Source organism: Hymenobacter busanensis (assembly GCF_008727865.1).
In the GTDB taxonomy this organism is placed as follows: Bacteria; Bacteroidota; Bacteroidia; order Cytophagales; family Hymenobacteraceae; genus Solirubrum; species Solirubrum busanense.
This window is the reverse complement of the sequence record NZ_VTWU01000001.1, coordinates 828,575-845,043: the sequence shown is the minus strand read 5'-3', so window position 1 is coordinate 845,043 and position 16,469 is coordinate 828,575. Positions and strand designations below refer to the sequence as shown.

General features: G+C 62.2%; 14 protein-coding genes. 5 read left to right on the top strand and 9 right to left on the bottom strand.

The annotated features are described in order from the left end of the window. Positions 1–132: 132 nt before the first annotated feature. The 3 genes from acs to F0P96_RS03515 form a co-directional block, all read right to left on the bottom strand. Positions 133–2,052, bottom strand: coding sequence for an acetate--CoA ligase (gene acs, locus F0P96_RS03525; protein ID WP_151077347.1), 1,920 nt, complete (start codon positions 2,050–2,052; stop codon positions 133–135). A 121-nt stretch (positions 2,053–2,173) separates the two neighbouring features. After that, a complete protein-coding gene (locus tag F0P96_RS03520) occupies positions 2,174–3,655 on the bottom strand; it encodes an MFS transporter (protein ID WP_151077346.1) in 1,482 nt (493 codons plus the stop codon). Between the two features lie 105 nt (positions 3,656–3,760). Further along, a complete protein-coding gene (locus tag F0P96_RS03515; RefSeq protein WP_151077345.1) occupies positions 3,761–4,684 on the bottom strand; it encodes a M28 family peptidase in 924 nt (307 codons plus the stop codon). 60 nt (positions 4,685–4,744) lie between these two features. On the opposite strand from F0P96_RS03515, the gene F0P96_RS03510 reads away from it, so the two are divergent. Together F0P96_RS03510 and F0P96_RS03505 are read left to right on the top strand one after the other, a co-directional pair. Next, positions 4,745–5,278, top strand: coding sequence for a hypothetical protein (locus F0P96_RS03510; protein WP_151077344.1), 534 nt, complete (start codon positions 4,745–4,747; stop codon positions 5,276–5,278). A 42-nt stretch (positions 5,279–5,320) separates the two neighbouring features. Next, positions 5,321–6,250 carry a flavin reductase family protein gene (locus F0P96_RS03505; RefSeq protein WP_151077343.1) on the top strand — a complete coding sequence of 310 codons (930 nt, stop codon included), beginning with the start codon at positions 5,321–5,323 and terminating at the stop codon, positions 6,248–6,250. A 2-nt stretch (positions 6,251–6,252) separates the two neighbouring features. Here the strand turns inward: F0P96_RS03505 and F0P96_RS03500 are convergent, their stop codons facing one another. The 5 genes from F0P96_RS03500 to tsaE form a co-directional block, all read right to left on the bottom strand. Beyond that, the gene (locus F0P96_RS03500; RefSeq protein ID WP_151077342.1) at positions 6,253–7,182 is read right to left on the bottom strand and encodes a hypothetical protein; all 930 of its coding nucleotides are present in this window, start codon (positions 7,180–7,182) and stop codon (positions 6,253–6,255) included. A gap of 28 nt (positions 7,183–7,210) precedes the next feature. Beyond that, positions 7,211–8,119, bottom strand: a complete 909-nt coding sequence (locus F0P96_RS03495) for a hypothetical protein (RefSeq protein ID WP_160619984.1) — start codon at positions 8,117–8,119, stop codon at positions 7,211–7,213. A gap of 101 nt (positions 8,120–8,220) precedes the next feature. Beyond that, a complete protein-coding gene (locus F0P96_RS03490; protein ID WP_151077340.1) occupies positions 8,221–9,072 on the bottom strand; it encodes a GNAT family N-acetyltransferase in 852 nt (283 codons plus the stop codon). Positions 9,073–9,185: 113 nt separating this feature from the next. Continuing rightward, a complete protein-coding gene (locus F0P96_RS03485; RefSeq protein WP_151077339.1) occupies positions 9,186–10,415 on the bottom strand; it encodes an alanine dehydrogenase in 1,230 nt (409 codons plus the stop codon). A gap of 44 nt (positions 10,416–10,459) precedes the next feature. Beyond that, positions 10,460–10,900, bottom strand: a complete 441-nt coding sequence (gene tsaE / locus F0P96_RS03480) for a tRNA (adenosine(37)-N6)-threonylcarbamoyltransferase complex ATPase subunit type 1 TsaE (RefSeq protein WP_151077338.1) — start codon at positions 10,898–10,900, stop codon at positions 10,460–10,462. A 213-nt stretch (positions 10,901–11,113) separates the two neighbouring features. Here tsaE and F0P96_RS03475 point away from each other — a divergent pair, with 213 nt between their 5' ends. Beyond that, positions 11,114–12,370 (top strand): pyridoxal phosphate-dependent aminotransferase, encoded by a 1,257-nt coding sequence (locus F0P96_RS03475; protein ID WP_151077337.1) that lies wholly within the window; start codon positions 11,114–11,116, stop codon positions 12,368–12,370. Positions 12,371–12,379: 9 nt separating this feature from the next. Here the strand turns inward: F0P96_RS03475 and F0P96_RS03470 are convergent, their stop codons facing one another. Then, positions 12,380–12,706: a VF530 family protein gene (locus F0P96_RS03470; RefSeq protein WP_151077336.1), complete on the bottom strand. Its 327-nt coding sequence runs from the start codon at positions 12,704–12,706 to the stop codon at positions 12,380–12,382. Positions 12,707–13,093: 387 nt separating this feature from the next. Between F0P96_RS03470 and F0P96_RS03465 the strand changes: the two genes are divergently transcribed. Together F0P96_RS03465 and F0P96_RS03460 are read left to right on the top strand one after the other, a co-directional pair. Further along, the gene (locus tag F0P96_RS03465) at positions 13,094–13,546 is read left to right on the top strand and encodes a MarR family winged helix-turn-helix transcriptional regulator (RefSeq protein ID WP_151077335.1); all 453 of its coding nucleotides are present in this window, start codon (positions 13,094–13,096) and stop codon (positions 13,544–13,546) included. 163 nt (positions 13,547–13,709) lie between these two features. Next, entirely contained in the window at positions 13,710–16,205 is a 2,496-nt protein-coding gene (locus tag F0P96_RS03460) for an outer membrane beta-barrel protein (RefSeq protein WP_151077334.1), read from the top strand. Positions 16,206–16,469 lie beyond the last annotated feature (264 nt).

Genomic DNA, 16,469 nt, shown 5'->3' with positions numbered 1-16,469 from the left:
GGGCTTTTTGATGCAGGTTCAACCAATCGGTCTACACTTGCTGATTCTGTATCACTACGTGACGATTACACGCTATTTAAACATTTAGTAAACATGGTTATCATGTGGATCTACCTGTGGTAAATAAATTTACTACTTCCTTCCATTGACAATTTCATCCACCACAGCCGGGTCTAGCAGCGTGGTGGTGTCGCCTATATTGCTCGTTTCGCCCTCGGCTACTTTGCGCAGAATGCGGCGCATGATTTTGCCCGAGCGCGTTTTCGGTAGGCCCGACACAATCTGAATTTTGTCGGGCCGGGCAATTTTGCCGATTTCAGCAACCACGGTTTCAATTACGCTGGCTTCGATGCGTTGCCGTTCGGTCTCCTTGTCGGGCACGCCGTCCTGCAAAATCACGTAGGCGTAAATTCCCTGGCCCTTTACGTCGTGCGGGTAGCCCACCACGGCCGACTCCACCACGTGCGGATCTTGGTTGATGGCGTTTTCGATTTCGGCCGTACCGAAGCGGTGTCCCGATACGTTGATGACGTCGTCGACGCGGCCGATGATGCGGTAGAGGCCGTTTTCGTCGCGGCGGGCACCGTCGCCGGTGAAGTAGTAGCCGGGGTACGGGCGGAAATAGGTTTGCGCGGCGCGCTCATGGTCGCCCCAGGTGGTGCGAATGACGCCGGGCCACGAAGCCCGGATGGCGAGGTAGCCTTCCTGGTCGTTGCCTTCGATTTCCTGGCCTTCCTGCGTGAGCAGTACCGGCTCGACGCCCGGCATCGGCAAACCCGCGTGGGTGGGTTTGCTGGGCGTGATGCCCGCCATGGCCGAAATCATGATGCCGGCGGTTTCGGTTTGCCACCAGGTATCTACAATCGGGCAGCGGCCTTTGCCCACGTGCTGGTGGTACCAGTGCCAGGCTTCTTCGTTGATGGGCTCCCCAACCGACCCCAGCACCCGCAGCGAATCGAGCGAATAGCTGAGCACATTATCGAGCGGCGCGGCCATGAGTGAGCGGATGGCAGTGGGCGCGGTGTAGAAAATGCTCACCGAGTGCTTGTCGATGACCTCCCAGAAGCGGCCGGCATCGGGGTACGTGGGCACACCCTCAAACATGAGCGTGGTAGCGCCGGCCAGCAGCGGTCCGTACAGCAGGTAGCTATGGCCCGTTACCCAGCCCACGTCGGCGGTGCACCAGTACACGTCGTTTTCCTCCACCTGAAACACGTTGCGGAAGGTGTAGTCGGCCCATACCATGTAGCCGGCGGTGGTGTGCACCACGCCTTTGGGCTTGCCGGTGCTGCCCGAGGTGTAGAGGATGAACAGCGGATCCTCGGCCGCCATTTCTTCGGCCTTGAAGCTGCGACTCACGTCCTTGGCTTCGTCGTGGTACCATACGTCGCGGCCTTCCTGCATGTGCACGGGCCAGCCCAGGTGTTCCACCACCAGCACTTTGCGCACCGAGGGGCAGCTTTCCAATGCCTCGTCGACCACACGCTTGACCGGAATCTGCTTGGGGCCGCGGTTCAGCCCGTCCGCCGTGATGACGAAGGCAGCTTGGGCGTCGTTGACGCGGTCGGCAATGGCGGTGCTGCTGAAACCGGCGAAAACCACCGAGTGAATGGCGCCGATGCGGGCGCAGGCCAGCACGGCAATGGCCAGCGGCGGAATCATGGGCATATAGAGGCACACCCGGTCGCCCTTTTCCACGCCCAGGTTGTGCAGCACGTTGGCAAAGCGGCAGACCTCCTGGTACAGTTCGCGGTAGGTCAGGCGCAAGTGGCGCTGCTTGGGGTCGTTGGGCTCCCAGATGAGGGCCAGTTTGTTGCCGCGCGCAGCCAAGTGCCGGTCGAGGCAGTTTTCGGTGATGTTGAGCTTGGCGCCGTCGAACCAAGTGCTGGTGCCGGCGGGCGAAAACTCGCCGCCGCGCACAGAGTCCCACTTGCGGCGCCAGGTGAAGGGCTCCGCCACTTCGGCCCAGAACGCGTCGGGCGTTTCTACGCTGCGGCGGTAGGCCTCGTGGTATTCTTCGGTGGTTCGGATGCGAGGGTGGGTGGCGGGCATGGTGCGCGGAGGTCGGATTGAGGGCGGCAGTTTACGAAAAAGTCGCTGGGCAAAGCTGCCGTATCGTCGCAAAAGGGGGCGCTGGAGTCGCAGAATAGGCCGTAGCGCGGCGCTGTACAACTCAATCCATAATCCGCACGTTGCGGATGTCCTTCATCTTGGCCGAACCAATCAGCAGGCATATCAGCGCCACCACCACGGGGTACAAGAGGCCGAAATAGATGCTGTACTCCCGCAAAAAGCCGCTGGGCTGCGCGGCGGCCCAGGCCACCAGCGCGGTGGCAATCAGCGGGACGAGGCCGCCGAAAATGCCGTTGCCCACGTGGTAGGGCAACGACAGCGACGTGTAGCGCACCTTAGTGGGAAACAGCTCCACGAGGTAGGCCGCAATCGGCCCGTATACCATCGTCACGAACAGCACCAGGCAAAACACCAGCACGGTGAGCATGGGAATGTTCGGCGACAGGGCTTTGAGCACGGCGGGCACGGCTTTGCCGGCAGCATCTACGCTGGCGGGCGTCACTTCCGTAATGGGTCCGGCGAAGGCGTGCAGGCCGTAGAATAGCGGAAAAGTGAACAGCACGGCGCACAGCAGCCCCGTCATGATGATGCGCTTGCGGCCGATGCGGTCGGAGAGGCCGCCGAAGTAGACGAAAAACGGCGTGCCCAGCAGCAACGCCAGGCACAAAATGGTGCTGGCCGGCACCAGGTCGATTTTCAGCACCGTTTGCAGGAAGAAGTAGGCATAGAACTGCCCCGTGTACCACACCACGCCCTGGCCCATGGTGGCTCCAAACAAGGCCAGCAGCACCAGGCGGCGGTTTTCGGGCTTCACAAACGAGTCGCGCACGGGCGAAGTGCTGGTTTTGCCCTGGGCTTTCATCTGCGCAAACAGCGGCGACTCGTGCAGCCGGCGGCGAATGTAGTAGGAGGCAATAATGAGGAAAAACGACACCAGAAACGGAATGCGCCAGCCCCAGTCCTTGAACGCGGCGTCGCCGACGGCCATGCGGGTACCCACAATCACGGCGATGCTCACGAACAAGCCCACGGTGGCCGTCGTCTGGATGAAGCTGGTGTAGTAGCCGCGGCGGTTATCCGGCGCGTGCTCGGCCACGTAGGTAGCGGCCCCGCCGTATTCGCCGCCCAGGGCCAGGCCCTGCACGAGGCGCAGCACCAGCAGAATCAGGGGCGCGGACAGCCCGATTTGCGCGTACGTCGGCACGACCCCAATGCAAAACGTGGAGCCGCCCATCAGCAGCAGCGTGAGCAGAAAGGTGTATTTCCGGCCCACCAAATCACCGAGGCGACCGAACACGATGGCGCCGAACGGCCGCACCACGAAGCCGGTGGCAAACAGCGCCAGGGTGCTCAGCAGCGCCGCCACGGGGTTGCCTTCGGGAAAAAACAGCGTGGAAATGATGGGCGTGAGCGAGCCGAAAATGTAGAAGTCGTACCACTCGATGACGGTGCCCACCGATGAGGCCGTGATGACCTGCCAGATTTTGCCGGGCGCCACGGCGTTGTTGTCGTGGGCGGTGGCCAGGGCGGCGGCTTCGGAAGACGCCGTTTGGGGGGCGCGCTGGGGTAATGATGCAGGCATTGGGAGGCGTTTGGTTGGTGGCTCGGTAGCCAATGTAAGCGCTTCGTAGGTCCCAAACCCGCCTGTACCTGCCTGCTCCCGCGGCGTCGGCTCCTACCCGATCGGCTACACAGCCAGCAGGGCGGCCAGCACGGCATCCACGGCCAGCGCGAGGCGGCGCAGGTCCAGCTTTTCCAGCGTGTCGGTGGCGTGGTGGTAGTTGCGGTTGCGGTAAAAGGCCGTGTCGGTCAGCATCAGGGCCGAGTAGCCGAAGTGCCAGTAGCTGAGGTGGTCGGAAAAGTCGATGCCGGGCAGCCAAGCGGGGCCGATGAACCGCTTGACGGGCAAGGCAGCGGCTTGGTCGTAGTGGCGGCTGAAGCGGCGGGCGAACCGGCCGCCGGCCAGCTTGCGCACGGCCGTCACGTAGTTGCCGCGGCCGCCGTACACCAGCTTCAGCGGGGCGAAGGGATATTTCTGCGAGCCGCGCCGGTCGTCGTAGTAGCCCAGCATTTCGAGCACCACCATGCCGGTTACGGCCACGTTCTGGTCGTGCAGCGACTTGGCGTGCACGTAGCTGCCCATGTGGGGGGTGCGGAAATACGGCGGCTCCTCCAGGGTGTAGGCCACCAAATCGATGCGCTGCGGCAACTGTGTCTGCTGGCCCAATAGCCGCGCCAGCTCCAGCAGCGCGGCCGTGCCGGTGCCGTTGTCGTCGGCGCCGGGCTGGTTGTCGCACACGTCGTAGTGCGCCCCGACGATGAGTCGCGGGCCGGTTTCGGGACCGAACGAGCCGATGACGTTGCGGTAGATTTTCCCGTTGACTTCGTAGGGCTGCTCCGTGACGCGGGCGCCTGCCTGGCGTAGTTGCCGGCCTAGGTAAGCAGCCACGGTGTCGAGCACGGCCACGTGCTGGTGGTTGCGCGGCTGCGGCGTGGTGGTGAGGTAAACGAGATGCTGCCGCAGGCGCAGGGTATCGGCCGAAGAAACTGCGGTGGCGGTGGCACACCGCAGCAACAGAGCCGCGCTGACCAGGGCAAAGCGAAGGAGCATAAGGCTATCAGTAATTCTACGCCAACTGACGTGTGCCGCAAACTGGTATTACTTTGAACCGTGAAATTATCCGTTCGACGTTCATCAGTGCGCTTTTTCGTCCTGCTGCTGGCTGGGTTGCTGGTAGTACAAACCGCAGGGAGTGAACCGCTGCTGCTGATGTTGCAACTGCTTGCTACGGCGGCAATGCCTGTCGTATACATTGGTTTAGAGCTTTCCTTACGCAAACCCCAAACGAAGGTGCGCCGCCTGCTGGTCCCCACAGTAGCTGCAAGCCTCCTTAGCATTCCGCTGATGATGCTAGTCTGGGATTGGCAGGACACTCGCACCCAGCAGCATGCCCATGCCATCATCCAGGGGTTGGAAAACTACAAAAGGCAGCAGGGCCACTATCCTGACTCCTTGCCACAACTGGTGCCCCGCTTCCTACCGCGGCTGCCCGTCACTTCCCAAGGGCTGATCAATCCGCCCGCGTTTCAGTACTCCACCGACACAGCGCGGGCGCCCCAAGCCTTTTGGCTCCAGTACTACGCGGGCGCTATGGTCGAGGCCAGCTACAGCAGCCGCAGCAACCAGTGGAGCTACGAGGATTAATTGCCGCCAAAGCCAGAACTTCGGCCGCCAATCCCGCCTGCTATGCCCACCGTCTCCCCTGCTTCGTTTCGCACCATCACGCCCGGCACGTTGCCCGGTCCCGAGTGGCACCAGTTCATGCTCGGCGCCGTGGCCCCGCGCCCCATTGCCTTCGTCAGCACCATCGACCGCGCGGGCAACGTGAACCTGAGTCCGTTCTCGTTTTTCAACGTGTTCAGTTCCAACCCTGCTACGCTCATCTTCTCGCCCGCCAACCGCGTGCGCGACAACACCCAGAAGCACACCCTCTACAACGTGCGCGACGAAGTGCCCGAGTGTGTCGTGAACATCTGCGACTACGCCCTGGTTGAGCAAATGTCGCTGGCCAGCACTGAGTACGAGCGGGACGTCAACGAATTCCGCAAAGCCGGCCTTACCGAACTGGCCTCCGACAAGGTGCGCCCGCCGCGCGTGGCCGAGTGCCCGGTGTCGTTTGAGTGCGTAGTGGAGCAGGTCATTGCCATCGGCGACTCCAACGGCGGCGGCAACCTGGTTATTTGCCGGGTCGTGCAGGCGCATTTCCGCGAGGATATCCTGCTCGACAACGGCCACGGCGTCGACCCGCACAAGTTCGACGCGGTAGCCCGCCTCGGCGGCGACTGGTACGCGCGCGTGGTGCCCGAAAGCCTGTTTGAAGTGCCCAAGCCCAACCGCAACAAGGGCATCGGCATCGACCAGCTGCCCGAGCACATCCGCCGGAGCGACGTGCTGACCGGCAACAACCTCGGCCGCCTCGCCAACATCGAGCCGCAAGCCCTGCCATCAGCCGACGACGTGCAGGCATTCCGGCAGGAGGCGCTGGTAGCCTACACGCTCAACAAGTACCGCAACGATGCCCCCGAGCTGCGCCGGCAGCTGGTGCTGCTGGGGAAAAAAGTACTGGAGGAAGGCCGGCTGCTCGACGCCTGGAAAGTGCTCTTGCTGGCCCAGTAGCCCTATTTCCGAACGATGGTGTAAGGCACCCGTATCTGGAATGTGGTATCCAAACCGTTCCAACGGCCTCGAATAACACCTAGCCAAGAAGCCTGCTTGCGGGCCGCGCCGCCCAACGACGGCACAACGAACCTGACGTGCGCAATACCATCGGCACCCACCGTCAGCGGCTGGCCATTGGCCGTCATGGTGAGGGCGCCGGGGCTATTCAGGGCGTGCGCCAGTACCAGTTGCGCCCGGTACGTCTCGCCCGGTGCTACGGTGTTGGCTTCGGCCGTTACCAGGGGGCGCAGCGTGGTTGTTAGCTCGGCAGCTCCTATTCTGGTTTGCAATTCCGTCAGCGTTCGGGTTTCGAGCAGCAGGGCCTCCGCTTCCTGCTGCGAAAGTGCCGTCAGGGCTGCGGCCAAAGAAACATCGGTAAAGTCGATTGCGCCCTTCGTTGTCTTGGTAGTCGGGGCAACGGAGGTGGTGTTCTTCGCGGAGGCTGCCCTTTGCAGGAAACCGGCATGTCGGGCCAACACTTTCTGCAGGCGCGGCGCTTCGCTCTGCATCAGGGCGGCCACTTCTTTCTCGCCCCCCAGGTGCTTGATACCAGCTTGGTTGTCCGTCTGGCGCAAGAGCATTTCCCGCACCTCGCGCAGACGTTCCACCAAAGCGTGCGAAGTATCGTGCACGGCCTTGCCTTGCTTCAGTAAAGCCAAGTCGGCAGGCGTATTGCGGTTCTTCTCGGCTTTGGCCTGCAGGCCTCGCAGCAGCACCTCGTTGCTGTGAATCAGCGCGTTGTTGCTGTTCAGCAAGAGTCCGTCGATCTGCAGCAGTTTGAGTTCGGCTGCTTCGCGGGCGTGGCGGCTCTGGCAGGCCGTGCCCAAGAGGGCAACCGCTCCGAAGCTTAGTTGCGCAACACGACGAACAAAGGGGAAAGGAAAACGCATGGGTTTGGAGCAAATGAGCTGATGCGGACTACTGGCGCTGGATGGTGTAAGGCACGCGGAACCGGAAGGTCGTGTCCCGTCCGCGGTAGCTGCCACTGATGCTCGCTTCCCAAAATGCCGGGCCGCTGGGCGCAGTTGCCGGCACCGGAAATGCTATTTGCCCGGCACCGTACGGCCCGATTTTCACGGACCGGCCATTGGCCTGCATGGCCACGCGAAAAACCTCCTGCCGGGAAGTCGTCAGAAACAGATCTGCCTCGTAATGCTGCCCTTCCCGCACGGTGTTGCTGTTGGGTATGGCGTAGGCACCGATCTTGAAAAACGCATCCGCATGCTGAATTTTCTTGCTCAGCTCTTCAAGGGCCAGCAACTCCATGCGTAGCACTTCTCCTTCTTTTTGCGAAAGCGTGGTCAGTGCCGCTGCCACAGACGCACTCCCAAAGTAAAACTCCCCAAAACTCTGCCCGTCGAAGGCATCCCCCACCGCTGCCCGAATGCTGGGGTCGTCTTTGGCATCGGCGGCCAGCAGGTCGCTCATGTCGGGCACAACCTGCCGAATGTGGCGGGCATACTGCCGCAGGCTTTGTTGCAGCAGGTTGGCGGCTTCGTCGGGACCTAGCAATGTGGCAGCTACGGGTTGGGTACCGCCAAGCCCCGCGCCTCCGGCCTGGTTTGCTGCTTGCAGTAGCTTATTCCGTAGCGCTTTTATGCGGCCGCGCACGGTATTGGCGCGGCTACGTACGGTTTCGGCTTTCTCCAGCACGGTTACATCGGCCGGGTAAAACCGGGTCAACGCAACCGCCTCCTGCATTCTGCCCATCAGCCTGTCGGCTTCCCGATTTTGTTGCCGGTTCAGCGTTTGCAGCGTGGCATCCAGGGCCTGCAGTTGCTGCCGGTCTGCCTCCGACTCGCCGGTTTGGCAAGCCACTGCCCCCATCAGCCAAAAACAAACGCTACCGTGTATTGCCAGCATATTTCCCATCAGAAGAAATGCAAAGTGTTGGTTTTAAGCGAGCGGTCAGCCCAGTGTTTAACGGGTTACAGCGGCCGCTCCATTTCATACAGCTCCAGCGCCTGCGGCTCCCACCCGCAATGCTGCAGCAACTCCGACACAGCACTTTTCGGCAGCAGCGAATGTGCCGTGAGCCGCCGACCGGCATACTGGCTTTCCAAAGCGCGCACCAGGCGCCGCCCCCACCCCTGCCGGCGCACCGCCCGCGGCACCACCAGGCCCAGCACCATCACCCGGTCGGGCTCAGGGCGCACCAGGGCATAGGCGTTTTCAGCTAGCTGCCACGCTTCCACAAACGGCGGCACCGTAGCCGCCAGCGTTTCGGCGGCCAGCATCCACGGCAGCGCCGCGTCGCCCTCCCGCGCTACTTGGCGGGCTACTTCCAGTGGGTCGCAGTGCGTCAGGGTTTCTACCAGCGGCCCGGGTTGCGGCGAGGCGTTGCGTTGGAATCCCACCAAACGGCGGGTGGTGCGGAAGCCCAGCCGCTCGTAGAGCCGGATGGCCGGCACGTTGTCGGTAAACACCTCCAGCATCAACAGCCGGTCGCCGCGGGCCGCTGCTTCGTCGATGGCAGTTTGCAGCATCGGCCGACCCAAACCGCGTCCGCGCGCTTCCAAAACCAAGCCCATGGCCGCCACGCGGCTCGTCCAGCCGCGCCGGGCAATGTATACCACCCCCACCAACTCCTCGCCGCAGTACCAAAGCCGGCTGGCGGCAGCGTCGAGGTTTTCGCCGCGGAAGCGCCGCTGAAACGAGGTCACGTCGAATTGCATGGGCACCAGGTACTGCTCAAAGGAGCGGTTCATGGCCTCGGCCTGCTCGGCGGCTGAGCATTCGAGCACCGTGCGGGAGGTCAGGGTTTCGGCGGAGAAAGGCATAGAAATCCAGTTGGGCGCAACTGACGAAGGGGCGCGACGGCGGTGGCGTAAAAAAGCCCGGCCACACGGGCCAGGCTTTTCAATGTGGTCGAAAAATCCGGAAAATGCGCAAACTAGTTGCGCACGGCAATCATCAGCCCCAGTTCCTTGTAGCGGAGGTTGAAGCGCCGGGCAATGGTCGCGTTGGTGAGGGAGCCTTTGTAGAGGTACACGCCCGAACGGAAATGCTCGTCGGCAAACAGGGCTTCGTTGATGCCGCCGTGCTGGCTGATTTGCTGCAAAATGGGCGTAAAGATGTTGCTGAGCGCCGTGGTGGCCGTGCGCGGCACCCGCGAGGCAATGTTGGGCACGCAGTAGTGAATCACGTCGTACTTGCGGAACACCGGCTTCGAGTGCGTGGTAATTTCGCTGGTTTCGAAGCAGCCGCCCTGGTCGATGCTCACGTCGATTATGACCGAGCCCGGCGCCATGCTGGCCACCGCTTCCTCGGGCACCATAAACGGAATGCGACCGTCCTCGGCGTTCAGGCAGCCAATAACCACATCGGCACGGCGAATCTGCTGGTTGAGCGTGTAGGTATCGAGGGTGCTGGTGTAGAGCTGCGAACCAAGGTTTTGCTTGAGGCGGCGCAACTTGTAGAGGTGGTTGTCGAACACCTTCACGTCGGCACCCAGCCCGATGGCGGCGCGGGCAGCGTATTCGGCCACCGTGCCGGCCCCCAGAATAACCACCTGCGACGGTGGCACACCCGTGATACCGCCTAGAATAATGCCCTTGCCTTCGTTGGAGCGCGCCAGGTACTCGGCTGCCACCAGCATCACCGTCGAGCCGGCAATTTCGCTCATGGCCCGCACCACCGGCTTGGCACCCGAAGGATCCTTGATCAGCTCGAAGCTGATGGCGTTAATTTTCTTGCGCTGCAGCGCCAGCAGGTATTCCACCGTGAGCGAGCCAAACTGCAGCGCCGAGAGCAGCGTTTGCCCGGCGCGCAGGTACTCCATTTCCTCCAGCGTGGGCGGCGCAATCTTCAGCAGCAAATCGGCCTCGTACACTTCCTTGGCCGTGTACACGATGCTGGCCCCGGCCTCGGAATAATCGTGGTCGGAGTACTTGCTGGGCTCCCCGGCCCCGCTTTCCATCACCACTTCGTGGCCCTCGTTCACGAGGTGCTTCACGGCTTCGGGCGTCAGGCCGAGGCGGTTTTCCTGCAACGAAGTTTCGCGGGGCAGCCCAATGAACAGCTTGCGGCGGCGCGTTTCCACGGCCAGCATCGATTCCTGCGGCACATAGGCGCGGGCCGGCGCCGTGAGCGAGGAAAAACCAGGGGGTAGCTGATCGGGCATTCGGGCGGGCGGGCTAAAAAAGAAGGTGGCAAAAACGGCCGTTGCTACTCGGTAACGCGCTCCACCAGCATCCGGCGCGACTCCGGCCCCGTCACCTCCACGGTCACGAGCAGTCGATCCGGCGGCAGCAGCGGCGCCACGCGGCTGGGCCACTCTATCAGGCAAAGATAGCCAGAATCGAAGTACTCCGCCGCGCCAATCCGCAGCGCCTCATCCACCGAGTCGATGCGGTAAAAATCGAAGTGATACACCGGCCGGTTCTGCGCGTTGCGGTACTCGTTGACGAGCGAAAACGTGGGGCTGCTCACTTCGTCGCGCACGCCCAGCACGGCGCACAGCGCCCGGATGAGGGTCGTTTTGCCCGCGCCCATCTCTCCTTCCAGCAACACCACGGGGCAGTTGGCGGCTTCGATAACGGCGCCCAGTTGCGCGGCGGCGGCGGGCAAAGCGGTAAGCGTAGGCACCTCTATATCGACAGGCAGCATAGCAACGGCAGTGGTTGGGTCCGCAAGTTTAGCGGCTGCAGCCGAAAGTACCCTTGCCTGGGTGCCCGAAAGCGCATCGTTGCGAACTTTCAATTCGGGCCGCATCCCATCGGGCGCCACTTTTTTTCGTATCCGCTCCGCCTACCCTTCTAACTTGCGGCGCCGTGGCCCGGCCGGGGCTGCCGCTTTTGCACGCGTACCAGCCCTTATTCCATGCAAGTCTCAACCATGGCGGCCGGCCTCATCGGCTCCGAAATCATCAAAATCGGCAACGAAGTCAACGACATGATCCGCAAGGGGGAGCAAATCTGCAACCTCACCATCGGCGACTTCGACCCCGGCATTTTCCCGATTCCCGCCGAGCTGGAAGCCGAAATAACCCAAGCCTACCAAGCCGGCAACACCAACTACCCGCCCGCCAACGGCATGCTGGAGCTGCGCCAAAGTGCCGCGCGGTTTCTGGAGCAGCGCCTGGGCCTGCAGTATTCGCCCAACGACTTGCTGGTGGCCGGCGGCTCGCGCCCGCTCATCTACGCCACCTACCTAGCCCTCGTCGACCCCGGCGACCGGGTGGTGTTTCCGGTGCCGTCGTGGAACAACAATCACTACTGCCACCTCTCCGGCGCCGCCCCCGTGATGGTGGAAACGCGCCCCGAAAACAACTTCATGCCCACCGCCGCCGACGTGGCCCCGCACCTGGCCGGCGCCACGCTGCTGGCCCTCTGCTCCCCGCTGAACCCCACCGGCACCGTGTTCAGCAAGCACGACCTGGAGGAAATCTGCGACCTGGTGCTGGCCGAAAACCAGCGCCGCGGCCCCGACGACAAGCCGCTCTACATTCTCTACGACCAGATTTACTGGCTCCTGACCTTCGGCGACACCGAGCACCACGACCCGGTGAACCTGCGCCCCGCCCTGCGCGACTACGTCATCTACATCGACGGCATTTCCAAAAGCCTCGCCGCCACCGGCATCCGCGTGGGCTATGCCTTCGGCCCGGCCCCGGTTATCGACAAGATGAAGGCCATTTTGGGCCACGTAGGTGCCTGGGCGCCCAAAGCCGAGCAGGTGGCCGTGGGCAACTACCTGCCGCAGCAGCAGACCGTGGATGCGTTTATGGACCAGTTTCGTCAGCGCATTCAACAGAGCCTCGTGGCCCTCTACACCGGGCTGAAGGACCTCCAGCAGCAGGGCTACCCCGTCGACGCCATTGTGCCGATGGGCGCCATCTACCTCACCGCCAAGCTCGATGTGTTGGGTAAAACCACCCCGGCCGGCCAGGTGCTGGCCACCACCAAAGACCTCACCTCCTACCTCATCAGCGACGCCCGGTTGGCCCTGGTGCCGTTCAGCGCCTTTGGTACTTCCGATACCGCGCCGTGGTTCCGCATGTCGGTTGGTGGCGCTTCGCTGGCCTCCATCGAAGCCGCCTTGCCCCGCCTGAAAGCCGCCCTCGACGCGCTTCGGTAAGCGGCCGCCCTACTGCTGAGCGTTTTCCGGGCCGTCGGCGCTATTGGCGTCGGCGGCCTTTGCATTGGCGCGTCGCTGCCGCAGCACCTCGTCGATGCGCGTTTGCACGTAGAGCTGCTCCACTTTCTCCCGGGCCCACGGCATCCGGCGCAGAAAGTTCAGGCTCGATTTGATGGTAGGGTTGTTGGCGAAGCAGTTGATGCGAATCAGCCGGTCGAGTTCGGCCCAGCCGTAGTGCTGCACCAGGTAATCCAGAATCTGCGCGAGTTTAACGCCGTGCAGTTCCCGGATGAGGTGACCCGATTCGTCGCGTACTTCGTCGGCTGCTGATGGCATAGTGCGGGGTGCTGGTAAAGCCCAAAAGTAATGCATTGCCGTCGACACGTCGATGTGCGAGTAGCACTTCGGCAATGCATTCGGCGGGGTAATTGGCACTTCTTGCTATGCTTTCCATTTCCGAACACTGTGTCCGTTTTCGGACGACACAAACGGCTGCTTATTTTACCTGATAATCCATAATCAACTAATGATTAATATTTTACAAGATTGGCATCGTCCTTGGCCATTCATCTAACAGGGAGGCTTCGCCTGGCACAAAACCGGACACTGACGCCAACCCCACCCGCCTGATTTCCCGCCCCTGCGCTTCCAGCAAGCAGATTTTTCGCCTGGCCACGCAACTTGTATGATATATCATAGTCTTTGACCCAACATCCCGACACCATGCTTTCCTCCATCCTGTTTTACTCGCTCGACAAGGCCATTCGTAGCTACCGGCGCTTTGCCCAGGCCAACATCGACCGGGCCGGCATTCCCATCACCATCGACCAGTGGCTGGTGCTGCGCGTAATTCTGGAGCACGACGACCTCACCCAGCTCGAAATTGCCGAGCGCGTGTTCAAGGACCAAGCCTCGGTGGCCCGCATCCTGGCGCTGCTTACCCAACGGGGGCTGCTCTCCGCCGTGCCGCTGCCCCACGACGGGCGCCGCACCAAGCTGCGGGTGAGCGAAGCCGGCCACCAGATTCTGGAAGCCGTGCAACCCATCGTGCTCAGCAACCGCCACCAGGCGCTCAGCGGCCTGAGTGATACCGACCAAGCCCTGCTGCGGGAGCTTCTCGACCGTATTTCGCTGAACTGTGCCCAACCTGCCGCCAACCTTCTTGCGCAGCCCTAAACGCTGAATCGACCACCTGTGTAGAGTCTTGGCGCCCTACTGAATTCAAAATTCAACTAAGCTTTTGAAAATACGAAACTGTTCGTACGTTTACTACGAAATCATTCGTATGATTTTTCCTCCTCCCACCGCTTCTGCACTCCCTCTCGCTCCCTTTCTGACTATGAAAACGCTGTTTACCCCTTTCCGGCCGCTTTCGGCGGCCTTGTTCCTGACCCCAGCCCTGCTGGCCACTACCAGCTTCAGCAGCGAAGCCCAAACGCGGGGCACCGTCAGCGGCAGCGTGGCCGCGGCGGGCGCAGCCGTGGACTTTGCCACCGTGACGCTCCACCGCGCCGCCGACTCGACGGTGGTGAAGACGGAGTTCAGCGACGAAAAAGGCGTGTTTCGGTTTGAGCAGGCCCCGGCCGGGCGCTATTTGGTGTCGGCGGCGCAGGTGGGGTTTGCGCGGGCTTGGTCGGCCGGATTCGATGTGGCAGGCGGCGAGGTACAAGTGCCGGTGCTACGGCTGGCGGCCAGTGCGGCCACGCAGCTAAAGGAAGTGCAGGTGGTGGGCCAGAAGCCGCAATTTGAGCGCCTGGCCGACCGCACGGTGGTGAACGTGGAAGGCTCGACCCTGGCGGCGGGCAACACCTCGCTGGATGTGTTGCGCCGCTCGCCGGGCGTGACGGTGGACGGCAACGACAACCTGGCCCTGCGCGGGCGGCAGGGCCTGCTGGTGCTCATCGACGGCAAGCGCCAGCCCATGAGCGGCACCGAGCTGGCCGACTACCTGCGCGCCCTGCCCGCCGACCAGCTCAAGAGCATCGAGCTCATCACCAACCCGCCCGCCAAGTACGACGCGCAGGGCGGTGCGGGCATTATCGCCATCAACCTCAAGAAAGACCAGAAGCTGGGCACCAACGGCTCGGTGAATACCAGCTACGGCTACGGGCGCTACGGCAAGTTCACCGCGGGCCTCTCGCTCAACCACCGCCGCCAGAAGCTGAATCTGTTTGGGACGTATAATTTCGCCGAGCGGCGCAACTGGAACGCGCTGACCATCAACCGTGAATTCTACGAATACCCCGACGGCGTAAAAACCCTCGTCGGCCGTTCCTTCCAGGACAACAACGGCGTTGGGCACGGCCGTTCGCACAACTGGAAACTGGGCCTCGACTACAACCTGACGGAGCGCACCACGGTGGGCGTAGTGGCCAACGGGCTGGCGCTCCAAACCGACAGCAAGGGCAGCAACGACTCGGAGCTATATACCGCGGAGGGTGCCACCACAAGCCGATACCAATCCGACAACATTCGCGACGGCAACCTGCCGAACGTCTCGGCCAATGCCAACTTCCGCCACACATTTAAGGATTCACTGGGCCTGCACGAGCTGTCGGCCGACGCTGACTATGCCCGCTACGACTCGCGCCGCGGGCAGCTGCTAGATACGCGCTTCACGTTCCCCACCGCATCGGCGGACCGCCTTACCGTCGATCAGCACAACCTGCTGACCATTCAGTCTTTCAAAACCGATTACACGCGGCCGCTCAGCAAGACGGCCCGTCTGGAGGCCGGCGGCAAGATTAGCTGGGTGGCGGCCGACAATGATTTGGACTTCCGCATTCCGGTTACGCCCGGCAATGTGGACGTGCTGAAGCCCGACCCGTTGCGCTCCAACCGCTTCCGCTACGACGAAAACATTGTGGCCGGTTACGTCAACTTCAACCAGACCCTGCCCAAATGGACGCTGCAGGCCGGCTTGCGCGGCGAGCAAACCAATGCCGTGGGCAAGCAGGACGTGGTGCAGCCGGGCAAAGACCCCAACTTCGACCGCCACTATTTCCAGCTGTTTCCGAGCGCGGCCGTCAAGCACACCTTCTCGGAGCAGCAGGAAACCTCGTTGTCGCTGAGCCGGCGCATCGACCGGCCTTCCTACGGGCAGTTGAACCCGTTCCGAAGCTACATTGACGTGACGACGTATGGCGAAGGCCGCCCGGAGCTGCGCCCGCAGACCAGCTACAACGTCGAGCTGACGCATACGCTGGCGCAGAAATACAGCATCGGGGTGAGCTACGCCGTAACGGCCAACCCCATTGTGGGCACGGTGCAGCCCGCGCCGGAGGGCGGCCGCGTGGTGGTTTCGACTTCCCAAAACCTGGACAGCCAATACAACTACGCCCTGACGCTTACGGCGCCGGTGGAGCTGGCCAAGTGGTGGAACGTGTACAACAATGCCGTGTTCTACTACACCCGGTTTGTGGGTGATTTGGCCGGCACGTCGCTCAATGCCGGTCGGCCGGCCTTCAACCTAAGCAGCAACAGCACCTTCGTGCTGGGCCACGACTGGAAGGCGGACCTGAACGCGAGCTACGACTCGAAGAACCGCTACGCGTACTTCGTGAGCCGGCCGCAGGGGCAGGTATCAGTAGGGGTGCAGAAAGGTCTGTGGCATAACAAGGCCACCCTGAAACTGAATGCAACGGACGTATTCTTCACCAACAAAAACCGGTCGACGGTGACCTTCAACAACTACGTGGAGCGCTTCTACCAGCGCTACGAGTCGCGGGTGGTGACGCTGGCCCTGAGCTACCGCTTCGGCAACGACAAAGTGGCGCCGACCAAACGCCGTGGCGGTGGTGCCGAGGACGAGAAACGACGCGCCGGCGGCAACTAAGCCCAGTCCTTATCATTGAGGCCGCCGTACGGACTGTTGGTTCGTAGGGCGGCCTCGATAGCGCACTGCAATTATTTATTCCATTGACAATCAGGCCATATTCCAGTAATACGAAATTTTTCGTTGTCTTAGTGCAGCGCGGCTGATTTTCGCTGGTCTTTGGCCTTGATTCCGCTTCGAGCATGTGCGCCAGTGACCCGCGCCGCCCGCATTTACCCACGCTTCCTGTAACCTTTTGCCATTCGGTCAGTGACCATGCGTGAA